The sequence below is a fragment of the Candidatus Enterococcus leclercqii genome, from assembly GCF_009933135.1.
Taxonomy (GTDB): domain Bacteria; phylum Bacillota; class Bacilli; order Lactobacillales; family Enterococcaceae; genus Enterococcus_C; species Enterococcus_C leclercqii.
In genome coordinates this window covers 145,863-163,884 of sequence record NZ_MAEH01000021.1, presented here as the reverse complement: position 1 = coordinate 163,884, position 18,022 = coordinate 145,863, and the positions used below count along the sequence as shown (strand labels likewise).

11 protein-coding genes are annotated in these 18,022 nt (G+C 43.7%); all 11 read left to right on the top strand.

What is annotated here, in order from left to right; translation table 11 throughout:
• Positions 1 to 16 precede the first annotated feature (16 nt).
• Positions 17 to 3,022, top strand: a complete 3,006-nt coding sequence (ygfK, locus tag BAU14_RS13780; protein ID WP_161900682.1) for a putative selenate reductase subunit YgfK — start codon at positions 17 to 19, stop codon at positions 3,020 to 3,022.
• Between the two features lie 324 nt (positions 3,023 to 3,346).
• Positions 3,347 to 4,540, top strand: coding sequence for a diaminopropionate ammonia-lyase (gene dpaL, locus BAU14_RS13775; protein ID WP_161900681.1), 1,194 nt, complete (start codon positions 3,347 to 3,349; stop codon positions 4,538 to 4,540).
• Between the two features lie 4 nt (positions 4,541 to 4,544).
• The gene (locus tag BAU14_RS13770; protein ID WP_161900680.1) at positions 4,545 to 5,867 is read left to right on the top strand and encodes a YgeY family selenium metabolism-linked hydrolase; all 1,323 of its coding nucleotides are present in this window, start codon (positions 4,545 to 4,547) and stop codon (positions 5,865 to 5,867) included.
• Positions 5,868 to 6,071: 204 nt separating this feature from the next.
• Entirely contained in the window at positions 6,072 to 7,271 is a 1,200-nt protein-coding gene (ygeW, locus tag BAU14_RS13765; protein ID WP_161900679.1) for a knotted carbamoyltransferase YgeW, read from the top strand.
• Positions 7,272 to 7,496: 225 nt separating this feature from the next.
• The gene (arcC, locus tag BAU14_RS13760) at positions 7,497 to 8,429 is read left to right on the top strand and encodes a carbamate kinase (RefSeq protein WP_161900678.1); all 933 of its coding nucleotides are present in this window, start codon (positions 7,497 to 7,499) and stop codon (positions 8,427 to 8,429) included.
• Between the two features lie 238 nt (positions 8,430 to 8,667).
• On the top strand, positions 8,668 to 9,033 hold the full coding sequence (locus BAU14_RS13755; protein WP_161900750.1) for a RidA family protein: 366 nt from the start codon (positions 8,668 to 8,670) through the stop codon (positions 9,031 to 9,033).
• A 142-nt stretch (positions 9,034 to 9,175) separates the two neighbouring features.
• A complete protein-coding gene (locus BAU14_RS13750) occupies positions 9,176 to 10,621 on the top strand; it encodes a uracil-xanthine permease family protein (RefSeq protein WP_161900677.1) in 1,446 nt (481 codons plus the stop codon).
• Positions 10,622 to 10,902: 281 nt separating this feature from the next.
• On the top strand, positions 10,903 to 12,294 hold the full coding sequence (locus BAU14_RS13745; protein WP_161900676.1) for a uracil-xanthine permease family protein: 1,392 nt from the start codon (positions 10,903 to 10,905) through the stop codon (positions 12,292 to 12,294).
• 95 nt (positions 12,295 to 12,389) lie between these two features.
• Positions 12,390 to 12,770 carry a winged helix-turn-helix domain-containing protein gene (locus tag BAU14_RS13740; RefSeq protein ID WP_161900675.1) on the top strand — a complete coding sequence of 127 codons (381 nt, stop codon included), beginning with the start codon at positions 12,390 to 12,392 and terminating at the stop codon, positions 12,768 to 12,770.
• Positions 12,771 to 13,086: 316 nt separating this feature from the next.
• Positions 13,087 to 15,012: an endonuclease MutS2 gene (locus tag BAU14_RS13735; protein ID WP_161900674.1), complete on the top strand. Its 1,926-nt coding sequence runs from the start codon at positions 13,087 to 13,089 to the stop codon at positions 15,010 to 15,012.
• A gap of 375 nt (positions 15,013 to 15,387) precedes the next feature.
• Entirely contained in the window at positions 15,388 to 17,961 is a 2,574-nt protein-coding gene (gene xdh, locus BAU14_RS13730) for a selenium-dependent xanthine dehydrogenase (RefSeq protein WP_161900673.1), read from the top strand.
• Positions 17,962 to 18,022: the final 61 nt, after the last annotated feature.

Genomic DNA, 18,022 nt, shown 5'->3' with positions numbered 1-18,022 from the left:
TAACGAGGTGAAATAAATGACGGACATTATGCGCCCAATCTCCATTGAAGCATTGCTTCCTTGGATCATGGAAGAATACAAAAAGAGTAACACGATTTTTGGGGTTCGAAAATTTTTTAAAGCTGAAAAGAATAAAACCATTTCTTTATTTAATGAGCAGATGGAAACGCCTGTCGGACCGGCAGCTGGGCCTCATACCCAGTTGACTCAAAACATTGTTGCTGCTTACCTAACTGGCTCGCGCTTTTTTGAAGTAAAAACAGTTCAAATTCTGGATGGCGAGGATTTGCCGGTATCGAAACCTTGTATTACAGCCCGAGATGAAGCCTATAACTGTGAATGGTCCACAGAACTGCGGGTACCTCAAGCAATGGAAGAATACATCAAAGCTTGGTTCATTTTGAAATTATTGGCAAAAGAGTTTGAACTTGGAGATCCTAATGGTTTCATTTTTAACATGAGTGTCGGATATGATTTGGAAGGGATTAAGACGCCGAAGATTCAAGCCTATATTGATGGTATGCAAGATGCGTCTACGACAGCTGTTTGGGAAAAATGTATTGCTGCAGCAAAGGCTAATCTAGACCTCTTCACTCGGGTAGATGAAAGCTATATCGATCAAATCAGCCCGAAAGTCTCTCATTCGATTACCTTATCCACGTTGCATGGCTGTCCACCAGATGAAATTGAACGAATCGCAGTTCACCTTCTGAAAGACAAAGGATTGAATACCTTTATCAAGTGCAACCCGACGCTATTGGGCTATGACTATGCTCGCAAAACAATGGATGAGCTTGGCTTTGATTATATGGAGTTCGATGATCATCACTTTAATGAAGATTTACAATTTGAAGATGCTGTCCCAATGCTGCATCGTCTGCAGGAATTGGCCAACAGTAAGCAATTGAACTTTGGCGTCAAAATTACCAATACATTTCCAGTGGATGTTGGGCAAAACGAATTGCCTTCTGAAGAAATGTATATGTCAGGACGTTCCTTATTCCCATTGTCTGTCATGGTTGCTAAAAAGCTTTCAGATGCGTTCGGTGGCAAATTGCAAATCAGTTACTCCGGCGGTGCGGACATTTTTAATGTAAAAGATCTTTTTGAAGCTGGCATTTGGCCAATTACGGTTGCCACCACGCTGTTGAAACCAGGTGGGTATCAACGGATGAGTCAAGTCGCCAATGTAGTGGCTACGCTTGACTATCCAACGCATGTACAGCTGGATCTGGAAAAACTGACTGCGTTAGTAGAAAAATCTAAGACTCAAGCCCGCTATCAGAAGTCTATCAAGTTGCCGATTTCACCAAAGATTAAAGAAACACTGCCTTTGCTAAATTGCTATACAGCGCCTTGCCGCGGCACTGGTGGTTGTCCTATTGATCAAGATATTCCAGCTTACTTGCGTTATGTAGCAGAAGGTAACTACCTAGAAGCGTTAAAAGTTATTACAGATAAAAATCCGTTGCCTTTCATCACAGGTACGATTTGTGCGCATCCTTGTGAAACCAAATGTACACGACAGTTTTATGAAGGGGCTATTGATATTCGCGGCGTGAAACTGGAAGCAGCTGAACATGCTTACGACGAATTGATGGCTACTATGGTTAAACCAATTTCAGTACCAGATGCACCGAGGACAGCAGTTGTTGGTGGGGGACCAGCAGGGATTTCGGCAGGTTACTTGTTGGCTCGAGAAGGTTTCCCAGTCACAGTATTTGAAAAAGATCAAACAATTGGTGGTGTCTGCAGTCAGATCGTTCCTGAATTCCGCATTTCGATGGAAAGCGTGCAACACGATGTGGATTTGGCGAAATTTATGGGGGCTGAGTTCAAATGTGGACAAGCGGCGCCAAGTCTAGAAGAGCTGAAAGAGCAAGGCTTCGACAATGTCATTTACGCTATCGGTGCTTGGAAACACAACAACTTGAAACTGGCCGCAGGTGAAGCCATCAACTCCTTGGAATTTTTGCAAGCTTGCCGTAAAAATCCAAATACTAACCCATATGGCGAAGAAATTGTCGTTATCGGTGGCGGAAATACAGCAATGGATTGTGCTCGGGCAGCTAAACATCTGCCGGGCGTTAAAAATGTTTCTCTGGTTTATCGTCGGGACAAACGCAATATGCCTGCCGATGAAGAAGAGCTGTACATGGCATTGGAAGATGGTGTCACCTTCCGCGAATTATTGGCTCCAATTGGCTTAGAAAACGGCCAGCTGAAATGTGAGGTCATGAAATTAGGTGCCCGTGATGCTTCAGGACGTAAAAAACCGGAAGCAACTGGTGAATTTGTTGAAGTACCAGCGACTACCGTGGTTTCTGCCATTGGTGAAAAAGTGGACGATACTTTCTTTAATGCAATCGGTATCCAAACAGACAATCGCGGACGGGTAATTGTTGATCGGGACACGCTGCAAACGAACTTGGACAATGTTTTTGTTGTGGGGGATGCCAATCGCGGACCAGCAACGATTGTTGAAGCTATCGCGGATGCAACCAAAGCCTGCAATGCAATTACAGAAGTTCATAACAAAAATTTTGAAAGAGCCAATCAAAACATTGATCGCCGTATTCCACGAGCGAAACGAGGAATTCTGGTTACTGATGACACACCAATGACCCAAGCTGAACGTTGTCTGGAATGCTCAATAATTTGTGAATCTTGTGTGGACGTTTGTCCGAACCGTGCCAATGTCGTAATCAATGTCAACGATGATCCACAGATTTTGCATATCGACCGGATGTGTAATGAATGTGGCAACTGTGAAACCTTCTGTCCATATTCTTCAGCTCCTTATAAAGACAAGTTCACGTTATTCAACTCAGAAGCTGATTTTTATGACAGCACCAATGAAGGGTTTTACACCATTGATGCAGCAGCACAGAAAGTACTCCTGCGCTATAAAGGACAGACTGCTACCATTACCCTTTCTGAGTCGAACATGGATATTCCCAATGGACTGTTGGACTTCATGGAAACAGTAATCAATGAATACAGCTTTATGCTGGCAAATTGATAGATTCAAATTTGTAGGGGGATTCGAGAGCTCTTCTTGGATCAAAGCCTCACCGAAAAATTGGTAACACATTAGGAAAAACAGAGAATAGCGGGTACCACTGATGTTTTTGTAGTTCCCATCAAACTCTCCCTTTTCATCATGTAACTGCTGTCTCTGATTTTCGTAATTGTTTTATATTGTCAGCTGATCACTCAGCTGCTTTTGCCGAAGATCGGGGCATATCCGGTCGACGACACCGCTAATCGCCTCGCTTGCGATCAACTACTAAAATTTAAGGCGCGCACATCCCAACAAGGCGCCAGACAATAGGAGGAATGCAGGTTGGATAAGATCAAATGGGTGAAAAACGAGATGCCTAAAACCGATGACAAGTATTTGCCGTTGATGGATGAAGGTAACATGAAAAAAGCTCGTAGTTTTCATCAAAGTTTTCCGCAATACAATGAAACACCATTGGCTGACTTGAAGCAAATGGCTGGCTTACTGGGACTGAAGGATTTTTTTGTTAAAGATGAATCCTATCGTTTCGGTCTAAATGCTTTTAAAGTGTTGGGAGGCTCCTACGCTATCGCCAATTACATCGCCGAAGAAACCGGCAAAGATGTAGCCGAATTGGACTATGATACCTTGACCTCACCGCAATTGAAAGAAGAGTTCGGACAAGCGACATTCTTTACAGCAACCGACGGCAACCACGGCCGAGGCGTCGCTTGGGCAGCGAATAAACTCGGACAAAAATCAGTTGTGTTGATGCCAAAAGGGTCTGCAAAGAGTCGTTTTGACAACATCGCCAAAGAAGGCGCCCAAGTTACTATTGAAGACGTCAATTATGATGAATGTGTGCGAATGGCCAATAAAATGGCGGAAGAAACAGATCATGGCGTCATGGTACAAGATACGGCTTGGGAAGGCTATGAGAAGATTCCGACTTGGATTATGCAAGGTTACGGAACAATGGCTTCTGAAGCAGGGGAACAATTGGCCGCTCAAGGCAAACGACCAACTCATATTTTCGTTCAAGCGGGTGTGGGTTCTTTAGCCGGAGCTGTTATCGGGTATTTCAGCAATCTTTACAAAGAAAATCCACCAAAAATGATCGTAATGGAAGCACAAGCGGCAGATTGTCTGTATAAATCCGCTCTTGGCAAAGATGGCAAGATTCGTTTTGTTGAAGGCGATCTGCAAACAATCATGGCTGGTTTAGCTTGTGGCGAACCAAATACGATTTCATTTGATATTTTGGAAAATCACGTTGATGCTTTCGTCTCTTGTCCTGACTGGGTAGCCGCAAAAGGAATGCGTATGTTGGCGGCGCCTCTTAAAGGAGATGATCAAGTCATCTCTGGTGAGTCCGGTGCTGTGGGAATGGGACTAGTTGCAACATTGATGCAAGATCCAGAATACGCCGATTTGAAAGATTTCTTAGGTTTAAACAAGGATTCAGAGGTTTTGATGTTCTCAACTGAAGGAGACACCGATCCTGAAAATTATAAACACATTGTGTGGGGGGACTAATAAAATGGAATTCGAAGCAATAAAAAAAGCAGCAGCTGGTTATGAAAAAGACATGGTCAAATTCTTGCGGGATTTGGTACGTATCCCTGGAGAATCTTCCGGTGAAGGTGACAAACTGAACCGCGCCAAAGAAGAAATGGAAAAACTCGGCTTTGACAAAGTGGAGTTTGACAAACAAGGGAACTTGTTGGGTTATATGGGAACTGGTAAACGTTTGGTAGCATTTGACGGACATATGGATACAGTTGCCATTGGTGAAATTAAAAACTGGAATTTTGATCCATATGAAGGCTACGAAAACGAAACTGAAATCGGTGGACGCGGGACTTCTGACCAAGAAGGCGGGATTGTTTCAGCCGTTTACGGTGCGAAAATCATGAAAGATTTGGGCCTGTTGAATGATGAATACACAGTTTTAGTCACTGCAACTGTCCAAGAAGAAGACTGTGACGGCTTGTGCTGGCAATATATCATCAAAGAAGACGGTATTCGTCCTGAGTTTGTTGTTTCAACTGAACCAACTGACGGCGGGATTTACCGTGGACAACGGGGACGTATGGAAATCCGCATCGATGTTAAAGGTGTTTCTTCTCACGGTTCTGCACCCGAACGTGGAGACAACGCCATCTACAAAATGGCAGATATCTTAAATGACGTGCGGGCGTTAAACAACAATGGCTATACAGAATCTACTTCAATTATCGGATTGGAAAAGATGCTCCATGAAAAATGGAACCCTGAACATTGGGAAGAAGCCCGTTTCTTGGGACGTGGGACAGTGACTACTTCTCAAATTTACTTCTCTTCTCCATCTCGTTGTGCGGTTGCTGATGGTTGTTCTGTTTCATTGGACCGTCGGATGACTGCCGGCGAAACTTGGGAAAGCTGTTTGGAAGAAATTCGCCAATTGCCAGCTGTTAAGAAATATGGGGAAGATGTTGTCGTATCCATGTATGACTACGATCGTCCAAGCTACACTGGTATGGTATATCCTATCGAATGCTACTTCCCAACTTGGGTAATTCCGGAAGACCACGAAGTAACCAAAGCATTGATGGAAGTTCACCACAACCTGTATGGTGAAAAACGTCAAGGTCCAGCTACTCAACTTAAGATGCGTGAAGCACGTCCATTGTTGGATAAATGGACATTCTCTACAAACGGTGTCTCAATTATGGGTCGCAATGGTATTCCTTGTATCGGATTTGGCCCAGGTGCTGAAGATCAAGCCCATGCACCTAATGAAATTTCTTGGAAAGAAGACTTGGTTCGCTGTGCTGCTGTCTATGCTGCACTGCCAACTGTCTACACCAATAATACTAAGTAATACTCTCGTATGAATCGTTTTTGACGGGAATCGTTTTTTGACTAATCGATGCGGCTTTGTTCGTCCTCTGAAAAGACGACAGGCTTTTCAGAGGACACTATTGATTTCCTCCTAAAAATTAATTATAAGATTGCAACATCTTTTGTCTTCAACGAAACCAGTCCCAATTACTTATAATACTTACTGATGAAGGAGCTACTAAACATGGCAGATTTTAAAGAACTGGTAAATGCAATTGACAAAAAAGATACTTCTAAAATGTATCAAAACGACTTTATGCAAACGTGGAAAAAGTCAGACGATGAAATTCGAGCAACCTTAGCAACTGCTGATGCTTTGCGCAGTTTGCGTGAACGCAATATTTCAACTAAGATTTTTGATTCTGGACTAGGAGTATCTATTTTCCGAGACAATTCAACTCGTACGCGCTTTTCATTTGCCTCTGCGTGTAACATGCTAGGTTTGGCGATCCAAGACTTGGACGAAAAAAAATCACAAATTTCTCATGGTGAAACTGTTCGTGAAACAGCGACTATGATCTCATTCATGGCAGATGTTATCGGTATCCGAGACGACATGTACATCGGTAAAGGTGCTGCCTATATGGAAGAAGTCATTGAATCTGTTAAAGAAAGCCATCGCGATGGTATTTTGGAACAGCGCCCAATTCTAGTTGACTTGCAAGATGATGAAGACCATCCGACTCAAGCTTTAGCTGATTTAAACCACATTATCCATGAAGTAGGCGGCATCGAAAACTTGAAGGGTAAAAAAATCGTCATGTCATGGGCATATTCACCGTCTTATGGTAAACCATTGTCAGTAGCTCAAGGAACCATTGGCTTGATGACCCGCTTTGGGGCAGATGTCGTCTTGGCCCATCCAGAAGGCTATGAAGTAATGCCAGAAGTCGAAGAAATTGCTAAAAAATACGCTGAAGAATCTGGTGGTTCTTATGCTCGGACAAATGACATGAAAGAAGCATTTACCGACGCAGATGTTGTTATCTGTAAGAGCTGGGCACCATTTGAAGCGATGGAAAAACGTACTGAATTGTATGGTCAAGGAGATTTTGATGGCATCGACAAATTGGAACAAGAGTTGTTGGCCGATAATGCAAAATTTAAAGACTGGGCATGTACAGAAGAAATGATGAAACTTACGAAAGATGGCAAAGCATTGTATATGCATCCGCTTCCAGCAGACATCACAGGCGTTTCAGCAGAAGAAGGGGAAGTTGACGCCTCTGTATTTGATCGCTACCGTGACGAATTGTACCGTCAAGCATCAAATAAACCTTACGTAATCGCTGCAATGATCTTCTTGAGCAAATTTAAAGATCCAGCAAAAATGTTGGAACAATTAGAAGCGCGTGGACAAGAACGTACAGTGTCTGAGAAATAAGTAAAGCGTAAGCATCTGGGCAATGGCGGCTGAGGCATGCGGCTGACCATTGCCTAGCTGTTTTTTGAAAGTAAAATCAATTTTTTATCTCATAGGAGTTAGAGAGTTGCGATGCTATTGATATTCAAAAAATAGAAAGCGTTTTATTTTAAGAGAGCTATGAACGTGGTTTTAACTTCACCATTTTTCAGGCTTCTGGTAAAACGTTGAAAAGGGGCAAACACTATGGCTAAAGTCGTTGTTGCACTCGGGGGCAACGCATTGGGAAATAATTTGATTGAACAGATGGAAGCTGTTAAAGAAACAGCAAAATCTATCGTTGATTTGGTCCAAGAAGGCCATGATGTCATCTTGGTTCACGGCAATGGCCCGCAGGCTGGTATGATCCAACTGGCTATGGATGAGTTGACTGAAAAGGATCCTTCAAAATATCCACCAGTTCCATTGTCTGTATCAGTGGCGATGAGCCAAACCTATATCGGCTATGATTTGCAAAATGCTTTGCGAGAAGAGATGCTGCATCGGGGCATCCACAAACCGGTAATTACGGTAGCAACGCAAGTGGTGGTGGATAAAGACGATCCAGCCTTTAACAAACCGACTAAACCTATTGGCCGTTTTATGGATAAAGCGGAAGCTGACGAATTAGCTGCTGAGGGTATTCCGGTTATGGAAGATGCTGGGCGTGGCTATCGTCGCGTAGTGGCTTCTCCTAAACCAAAAGAAATCGTTGAGTTGGAAACCATTGATACTCTGTTGAAAGCAGACCAACTGGTAATCTGTTGTGGTGGCGGGGGGATTCCAGTCATCAAACAAGAAAATGACCACTTAAAAGGTGTTCCAGCGGTTATCGATAAAGATTACTGTTCAGCATTGTTAGCAGAAACTATTGATGCGGATCAGCTAGTAATTTTGACAGCAGTGGAAAAAGTCGCATTGAACTTTGGCAAACCAGATCAAAAGGAACTTGGTGAAGTCACTGTCGATCAGATGAAACAATATATTGGTGAAAATCACTTTGCACCAGGATCAATGTTGCCAAAAGTAGAAGCAGGGCTAAACTTTGCTGCAAAACCAGGCAAAAAAACGCTAATCACTTCATTGGAAAAAGCCAAAGACGGCTTAGCTGGAAAAACGGGTACAGTGATTGCCGGCTGAGAATAAATGTTATTGGAAGCGTCACCGGTAAAGGCGGTGGCACTTCCGTCTTTTCATAAACAAGACAAGAAAAACGTGGCGAAAATAACGTGAAAATATTCACTAGTGGCTTTCCACTAACTCTTTATAAGGAAGTATTGCTATAGCCTAATTGTCGTTTATAAAAAGAAGTTAGCTATAAAAATGTTTCAAGGAAATTCAGTAATGTTCATGAGAGGAAGTTATCAATTTGAAAAAAATGTTTAACGCTGAAAAAGGTCCGGCTGCTGTTGGTCCGTATTCCCATGCGGTAATTGCCGGTGATACAATTTATGTTTCAGGGCAGTTAGGGATCGATCCCCAAACTGGCAAGCTGGCTGAGGGAGTTATTTCTCAAGCGCAGCAAGGGTTCAAAAACTTAGCAACAATCCTCGCTGAAGCAGGCTACGACTTGACCGATGTTGTCAAAACGACGGTATTTTTAACCAATATGGGTGATTTTGCTGAGGTAAATAAAATTTACGGAGAATACTTTAGTGAGTGGAAACCGGCACGCTCTTGCGTAGCCGTTAAATCGCTGCCTTTGGGTGGTGAATTCGAAATTGAAGTTGTTGCAGTAAAATAAGCTGACGTTGCAAACCTGATCGAGTTTGACCTTTGAGGAATCATGTGGTGCCGGAAAAACAACATGATGTATTCTTTTTTTGAAAACGCTTGAGCGCCGGTGCCACGCTTTCTCAGGAATACATATCAGATTGGAGAAAATTATGGATAACACAAAGGAAAACAAACGCGACTTATTTGATAACAAAGCAGTTCAAACAGATAAACAAGAAATTTTTAAATGGGAGGGCAAGCCGTCATTTGGCCAAACCTTACCTCTAGCGCTCCAACATGTGGTAGCCATGATTGCTGGTTGTATCACGCCGGCACTGGTAATTTCCGGTGCTGCCGGACTAACTGAGCCAGATCGGGTTATCTTGATCCAAATGTCATTGATTGTCTCCGGTGTTTCCACCTTGCTGATGCTTTTTGCACCATTTGGAAAACTAGGTGCACGCTTGCCGGTCATCATGGGAGCAAGTTTTGCCTATGTACCCACGATGTCGGCAGTGGCAGCTTTATACTCAGGGACATTAAATGACCCCAAACAAGCTGTTGCAGTTATTTTAGGTGCCCAGTTGGTAGGGGGCGTGGCAGCCATTTTGCTGGGTCTGACAATCAAAGTCATCAAACGCTTCTTTCCGTCTATCGTGACTGGAACAGTTGTGTTTGTCATCGGCTTGTCGTTGTATCCCATTGCCTTACGGTATATGGGGGGCGCCGGCAGTGTAACTGCTGAAGTCGCAATGGCAAATGGTCAGATGATACCTTGGGGTGCGTGGCAGTTTTGGCTTGTGGGAATTATCACTTTGGCGACCGCTTTCATATTAAACAATTTCACCAAGGGGATCACCAAACTCTCCAGTGTTTTGTTTGCTATGGTTGTCGGTTATGTAATTTCAATTCCTTTTGGGATGGTAGATTTTGCCAAAGTTGCTTCAGCGGATTGGTTGAAGGTAGCGTCACCGCTGCACTTCGGCTTACGCTTTGAACCGGCTGTCATTATTTCGTTTATTATCTTGTTTATTGTCAACTCTATTCAAGCGATTGGTGATTTGACTTCAACAACAGTTGGCGGGATGGATCGCGAACCGACAACTGAAGAGCTTCAAGGAGGAATTATCGGGTATGGCTTCATGAATATCATGGGGGCTGTTCTTGGTGCACCGCCGACAGCTACTTTTTCACAAAATGTGGGAATCGTTGCTACTAATAAGGTTATTGCCCGACGCGTCTTCACCACAGCTGCAGTCGTAATCATTATTGCCGGGCTTTTTCCAAAATTATCAGCAATTTTGACAACGATTCCTTACCCGGTAATCGGTGGAGCCACTTTATCAGTCTTTTCGATGATTACGATGAACGGCTTAAAATTGATTGCTAAACAACCCATGACCTTCCGTAATTTGACGATTGTAGGCATGTCGGTTGCCATCGGAATGGGCTTTACGGCGGTGTGTACAGAGGCTTGGAATGCAGGGATGCACTTTATTCCCCAAGAACTGTATACCGCTATCGGAACCTCACCGGTAGTTTTAGCAACACTTGTAGCGATCCTTTTGAATCTGCTGTTGAAGGAAACACCAGCGGATCGGAATACCGAAAACTGATTTATAACTCAATCCTATCAGGTTTGCTAGTTTAAACCGCAACTAACTGCAAATGACGATTATCCGGATAGTTGGAAAGACGGGGCAGAGGGAGTAAAAACAACTATTGTCCCGCTTTCTTGCTAACGGAATGGTAACTTCAAGCTTAAAAATGGGAGATGAATTTATGCAAGGTAGGCAACGGCCTTCCATAAGTTCGTGTCTACGAACTGCCCAGCACAAGATCGTGGGGCAAATAGATGGCAAATGACAGTGCTGTCAAATGAAAAGAGGCAAATGAAATGGTAATCACGAAAGAAGAAAAAATTGGCGGAAGTAGCAAGTTGTTCGAATTTGATGGGCGCCCGGATTTCAAGGAAGTAGTACCTCTAGGGCTGCAGCATGTCGTCGCAGCAGTTGTCGGTATTGTGACCCCAGGATTGATGATCGCAAAAGTTTGTGGACTGGATGCGGCGGATACCCGATTGATCATTCAAACCTCATTAGTCTTTTCTGGACTGGCGACACTGTTACAGCTGTTTCCCTTGTTTCGACGTTTCGGTGCACGACTTCCGGTAATGATGGGGGCAAGCTTTGCTTATGTTCCGATTTTATTATCCATTGGTGCAGACTTTGGAATTGGAGCAATTTTTGGTGCTCAGCTAGTAGGTAGTATTTTAGTTGTGATTATTGGATTATTTATTGATAAGCTCCGCATTTTATTTCCGCCGATTGTCACGGGAACTGTGATTTTAAGTATTGGATTGTCTTTATTTCCAGTTGCGATAAAATATATGGCTGGTGGTGCCGGAAATCCCTGGTATGGAACGCCCCATAACTGGTTGGTAGCTATAGTGACCTTTGCAGTGGTTTTTTATTTGAACAATTTTGGCAAGGGCTTGCTGAAGCTTTCCTCGATTCTAGTAGGGATGGTGGTAGGCTATATCTTGGCGTATTTTATGGGCATTGTTTCGTTTGAACCGGTAACGACTGCGCCGCTTTTTCAAATGATTAAACCTATGCATTTTGGTTTTGAATTTAAAATTGTTCCGATACTGACTTTGGTTGTGATGTTTCTGGTGGATGCCGTGCAATCTGTTGGTCAGTTTACTGCCACGACAGTTTCAGCGATGGATCGGGAACCGACAAATAAAGAGCTTTCCGGCGCTATTATGGGAAGTGGTTTGACTAATTTTGTCGGGAGCTTTTTCGGCTCTGTTCCTTGTGCCACCTTTGGTCAAAATGTCGGCCTGGTTATTGCAACCAAAGCCGTCAACAAATTTATTCTTGTTTTTGCCTCTGCTATTTTGCTATTGGCTGGTTTTTTACCTAAAATTGCGGGTATACTGACAACCATTCCTTATGGTGTCATCGGTGGGGCGACAATCTCAGTTTTTGCAACGATTGCCATGACCGGTATCCGGACGATTGCAAACGAAAAACTCACGACAGAGAATACGACTGTCGTAGGACTCTCTTTAGCTTTTGGTGCAGGAATCGTTATGTCAGAAGGAGCTCTTAGCGGTTTTCCAGAATGGGTGACTACGATTTTTGGACATTCCGAAGTTATTTTAACGACAATTTTAGCCATTCTGCTAAACTTGATTTTGAATAAGCCTTTTAAAAAACTTAAGCCAACAGCGGAATTGGAGCATCGCACTGAAACCTGTGAAGTCCACCAAGAGGTCAATTAGTCAAAGGTAAGTGATCAACTAAGACAAACAGTCGCCTACCAGTCACGAAAAGCGAATAGTCGTTTAAACGTCTTTTAAGAAATGAGGATAATAAAATGGAGCAACAGCCATTGGATTTTGTGATGACCTTGCGAATTAAACGCAAAGAAGTCTTTTTTGGTCCCGGTGTCGTGACAGTGATGGAACTGATCGATAAGACGGGCTCTTTATCAGGTGCCGCAAAAGAAATGGGCATGTCTTATAATAAAGCCTGGCGGATCCTTCAAAAAGCGGAAGCAGAGTGGGGGCGGCCATTAATCGAATCCAATGTTGGCGGGGCTAGCGGTGGTGGTTCCCGATTAACTCCGGCTGGCCGCAGCTTGTTAGAAGCTTATAAAGACTTTCATGAAATGGCAAAGCAGGACTTAGCAAAGCGATTTACGGAAAGCTTTCATGAACTGTTAGTGGAAGTTGAGGCTGAAGAAAAGTATTCTTGATAAGAACGGGATTGTCTTTTAAGGGAAAATCCTTTATACTCTTTTTGAGAACTCGTTTCAGAAAGAAGGACGTTTTGTGAGTGTGACAGGTATCTAATCAAGCAATTTAAGCCAAAATAGCAAAGTTTTTTTGGCGTGCCTGCAGATACCTGATAAATCAGTAATCAATGATTGATCAAGCGAGAAGACAGGTAGATTCTGTCTTCTCGCTTTTTTTCTTTTTAAAAAGACTCAATCAATCAGCGTTAATTTGATTACAATTATGAAACGAGCTAAAGGTAATTTTACAGCCGCGCTGAAATGAGAAGGGAACAGTATGACTAGCGATAATCACAAAGAAATATTATACAAAGAGAGCGGTTTTAACGATGTTTTAGCAGAAGTCCAACAACTAATTATCAGCGATTTTGCAAAGGCAGATTTTGCTAAACGATTGCCTGCCAAAGATTTACCAACCGCAGAAAAAAGATTGTTGGAAACACAAGAAGCCATGGCGCTTTTGGGATCAGGACAACATGTACCCTTTATGGGCATGGCCAATATCAGCCGATTGACAGAAAAAATCAAACGAGGACAGATCTTAGAAGCGGAAGAATTAACAGAATACGGCGATTTCCTCCGCAGTTTTCGCATGATTCGCAAACTTTTTGAAACCAATCGTTTTCAGCTACCGGTGTTGTACCGCTATACGGAGGGATTGGGAGATTTCCAGGAAATTACTACCGAAATCGAACAAGCCGTAAGTGGCAGTCGTTTAAAAGACGATAGCTCTCGGGAACTACGAAAGATTCGTGGGCGAATCCATACGATTGAAAGAGATTTGCAGCAGGGATTGGATAAATTCCTCAAAAATCCTACCATTACGAAATACCTGCAAGATCGATTGGTGATCATCAAAGAAGAACGTTTTACTCTACCGGTAAAAACCGAGTTTCAGAGCCGGATCAAAGGAAATATTATTGAGCGCTCCAATAAGGGAACGACAGTGTTTATCGAGCCGGCGGGAGTTGCAAAAGCAAATGATAAGCTGATTATGGCCAAAGCAGAAGAAACGGCGGAAGTCTATCAGATTTTGGCAGGACTGACAGGATTGATTGCTGAACGGCTTTCTGAGATAGACTACAGTCGCGAGATTCTTGGGGAACTTGACATTATTTTGGCTCGTGGAAAATATTCCCGGCGAATCGATGGCCGGATGCTGTCTGTGAATGATCGGGAAGAAATCTATTTGAATGGTGCGCGTTATCCACTTTTAGGTTCAGAGGCCATTCCTCTGCATCTGAAATTAGGCGAAGAAAATCGGGGCTTGGTCATCACGGGTCCCAATGCCGGGGGGAAGACGGTCGTTCTAAAAACCATCGCGCTTCTTTGCCTGATGGCCGCTTCAGGACTATTGCCTCATCACGAGGGGGGAAGTACATTACCGATTTTGCAAAATATTGAAATCGATATTGGCGACCAACAAGATCTTGGAAATGCATTGAGCACATTTTCCGGTCATATGGCAAACCTCAGTGGCATTCTTCGTCGCAGTCATCGAGGCAGTCTGGTATTGGTAGATGAGATTGGCAGCGGAACTGAGCCTAAAGAAGGTGCGGCGCTGGGAATTGCAGTCATGGAAGCTCTTTATGAGCAGGGGGCTCTGGTCATTGCCACGACCCACTATGGAGAGATTAAAGATTTTGCGCTGCACCACGAGGATTTCAAAACAGCGGCAATGGCTTTTGATGCCCAGACATTGGCTCCTAAATACGAACTTTTGATGGATCAAGTAGGGGAAAGTAATGCGTTTTGGATTGCAAAAGAAAAGGGCTTGTCTGGTGGGTTGTTGGCTAAAGCGGCAACCTATCTGAAAGGTACTGCGCCAACCACATTGAAAAAGACGTTCGCTAAAAACAGTAGCAAAACAGTAAAGGCTAAAGCAGAAGCCCAACCAGCATTTGGAAAAGGTGATCGCGTTTTGCTGACCGAAACGGGTGCCATTGGCTTGTTTTATGAGCTGCAGGACACTAACGAAGGCCGTATTCTGGTAGATAAAAAACTGCAGACAGTTCCCTTACGCCGATTACAACTAGAGATGCCGGCTGCAGAGCTTTATCCGCAAGGCTATGACTTGGATAGTTTGTTTACTGACTTCCGAGAACGAAAATTCCTGCGTGATTTGGAAAGAGGTTCAAAAAAGGCTCAGAAACAACTGCGTAAGGATGCCAAACGCCGAAGCAATACTGTGGAAGGAAAATAATAGCTTTCCTTTGTAACAAGCTTAGCTCAGATTGAAAAAGCACCTAACAAGGTCGAATCCACTCGACAATATCTGTTTAACAACGCTTCTCTTTGTGTTGTTAGACAGGTGTTGCCTAAGGATTCGGCTTTTTTGAAATAAAATAAAAAAATGATGAGAAAAAATGGTGTTTTTTTATTTTCGTTATCTCGTGAAATGCAGAGCGAAAAACAACGTTATCATCCTATTCTTATTGTGAAAAAAAGCAGTGAATACAGCTTGTAAGAAAAAATATAAAAACGCTATCAAAAAAATAAAATTTGTACTCCAAAATAATTTTTAGATGATATAATAAAAAATGTGAAGAGAAAAAAACTGGATATCGAGGTGTACTGAATGTATTCATTTACCGTAAATGGTCAACCGGTAACCGCTCAGGAAGATAAAAAGCTGATGCATTTTTTGCGGGACGACCTGCGTTTGACCGGCACAAAAGATGGCTGCGATCAAGGGGCTTGCGGCGCTTGTACTGTGCTAATTAATGGAAAGGCTTCCAAAAGCTGCTTGTTTACATTAGCAAAAGTCGACGGCAAAGATGTCACGACTGTCGAGGGCATGAGCCAACGACAAAAAGATGTCTTCGCCTACGCTTTCGCAAAAAGCGGGGCAGTGCAGTGCGGCTACTGCATTCCCGGTTTCGTGGTATCGGCGATGGGACTCTTGGAAAAGAAACCAGATCCTACTGAAGAGGATATCCGCAAAGGTGTCCGCAGCAATATCTGCCGTTGCACGGGCTATGTGAAAATTATTGAAGGTATCAAATTGGCAGCTCAAATGCTGAATGAAGAAACGCCAATCCCAGAAGAACATTCCAGCGGCAAGTTGGGTGAAGATATGAAGCGGGTAGACGCCGTGGAAAAAACGCTGGGAACTGGGTTGTACGTAGATGATATCGTTGTGGATGGCATGTTATATGCTAGTGCAGTCCGTAGCGCATATCCTCGAGCAAGAGTCTTAAAAATCAACAAGGAAAAAGCATTGGCCCATCCTGATTGTGAAGCAGTATTTACTGCTGCAGATGTTCCGGGAAACAACAAAATTGGTCATTTGGAATTCATTTCCGATTGGGACGTCATGATTTCAGAAGGTGAGATTACCCGCTATGTTGGAGATGCCATCTGTCTGGTTGTCTCTCGTACAAAGGAAAGCTTGTCTGAAATCAAAGAATTGATTGAAATCGATTATGAAGAGTTGCCACCTGTTTTAAGCTGTGAAGCCGGATTGGCAGAAGATGCACCGCAACTTCATGAACGAGGCAATCTCTTGAGTCACGAACATTTGGTTCGGGGAAATGTGGCTGAAAAATTGGCGGCTTCTAAGTATGTAGTCACGGAGCATTACTCGGTACCAATTAATGAGCACGCCTTTATGGAACCGGAATGTGCCATTGCCCAACCAGAAGGTGATGGAATCTTGTTGTTTAGTGCAGGTCAAAGTATCTATGATGAACAGCGAGAAGTCGCACGGATGTTAGGAATAGAAAAAGAGCTGGTTCACGTTCAGGCTAAGTTAGTCGGCGGTGGATTTGGTGGTAAGGAAGACATGAGTGTTCAGCACCATGCGTCTTTGGCTGCCTATCTGCTACAAAAACCAGTGAAAGTTCTCTTCAGCCGTCAAGAATCATTAATGATTCACCCGAAACGTCATGGCATGGAAATGGATTTCACCACTGGCTGCGACGAAGAAGGCAACCTGACTGCGATGAAAGCAGTAATTTATGCGGATACGGGGGCTTACGCGTCTTTGGGGGGACCTGTTTTACAAAGGGCGTGCACCCATGCTGCGGGACCTTATAAATATCAAGACATTGATATCGAAGGCTTTGCAGTTTATACCAACAATCCGCCATGTGGAGCATTCCGTGGCTTTGGTGTCTGTCAAACGGCCTTTGCTATTGAAAATAATTTGAACCTCTTGGCTGAAAAAGTAGGAATTTCACAATGGGAGATTCGTTGGCGAAATGCTGTTGGACATGGCGATGCTTTGCCGAATGGTCAGCTGGTTTCTACCAATGCTGCTTTAAAAGAAGCCCTCTTGAGTGTGAAAGAAGATTACGAAAATGCGGAGACTGCTGGGATCTCATGCTTCTTCAAAAACAGCGGGATCGGTGTTGGGTTGCCAGATGTCGGTCGCTGTATTGTATCGGTCGAAGAAGGAAAAATTCATGTTCGAACCAGTGCGGCTTGTATTGGACAAGGAATGGCTACCGTTACTACTCAAATTGCTTGCGAAACGTTGAACCTGCCACCGGAAATGATTATTGCTGAAGCACCGGACACACGTCGGACACCAAACTCTGGGACGACAACAGCTTCCCGCCAGTCACTCTTTACAGGGGAGGCTTGTCGCCGTGCCTGCAAACAATTGCGGGTAGATTTGGATATGGGCTATGCTATGGCGGATCTAGAAGGCAATGAGTATTACGGCGAGTATTCTGCAAAAACTGATCCATTAGTAAATGACAAAAAGAATCCTGTCAGCCATGCCGGCTACGGTTATGCAGCAGAAGTCGTAATTCTCGACGAAAAAGGGAAATTGGAGAAAATCACAGCTGCTTACGATGTGGGACAAGTTGTCAATCCTCGAGCATGTGAAGGCCAGATTGAAGGCGGAATCGTCATGGGGATGGGCTATGCATTAACTGAAAACTTTGCACTAGAAGACGGCTATGTCAAAGCCAAATATGCGACACTTGGCCTGATTGATGCTACCAAGGTACCGCCGATGGATATTAGATTTGTCCAGTCTGAAGGAATCCACGAGGGCTTGGCATATGGTGTTAAAGGTGTAGGTGAGTTGGCGACAATTCCGACAGCTCCGGCAATTGCCGCAGCTTACATGGCCTTTGATGGAAAGCTGCGACCAACACTGCCGATTGATGAAACGCCGTATCAAAAACGACGGAAATAATGTTCGCTCTGACCGGGGTAGCAGAACTCCCGGTCAACAAGCAAGTGGCGGGATCTTTTTC

Bases quoted from the DNA above. Each gene is read 5' to 3' on its own strand.
- BAU14_RS13740 (WP_161900675.1), top strand. From the start codon at position 12,390: ATGGAGCAACAGCCATTGGATTTTGTGATGACCTTGCGAATTAAACGC.
- BAU14_RS13735 (WP_161900674.1), top strand. From the start codon at position 13,087: ATGACTAGCGATAATCACAAAGAAATATTATACAAAGAGAGCGGTTTT.
- BAU14_RS13770 (WP_161900680.1), top strand. From the start codon at position 4,545: ATGGAATTCGAAGCAATAAAAAAAGCAGCAGCTGGTTATGAAAAAGAC.
- BAU14_RS13745 (WP_161900676.1), top strand. From the start codon at position 10,903: ATGGTAATCACGAAAGAAGAAAAAATTGGCGGAAGTAGCAAGTTGTTC.
- ygeW (WP_161900679.1), top strand. From the start codon at position 6,072: ATGGCAGATTTTAAAGAACTGGTAAATGCAATTGACAAAAAAGATACT.
- xdh (WP_161900673.1), top strand. From the start codon at position 15,388: ATGTATTCATTTACCGTAAATGGTCAACCGGTAACCGCTCAGGAAGAT.
- arcC (WP_161900678.1), top strand. From the start codon at position 7,497: ATGGCTAAAGTCGTTGTTGCACTCGGGGGCAACGCATTGGGAAATAAT.
- BAU14_RS13755 (WP_161900750.1), top strand. From the start codon at position 8,668: ATGTTTAACGCTGAAAAAGGTCCGGCTGCTGTTGGTCCGTATTCCCAT.
- ygfK (WP_161900682.1), top strand. From the start codon at position 17: ATGACGGACATTATGCGCCCAATCTCCATTGAAGCATTGCTTCCTTGG.
- BAU14_RS13750 (WP_161900677.1), top strand. From the start codon at position 9,176: ATGGATAACACAAAGGAAAACAAACGCGACTTATTTGATAACAAAGCA.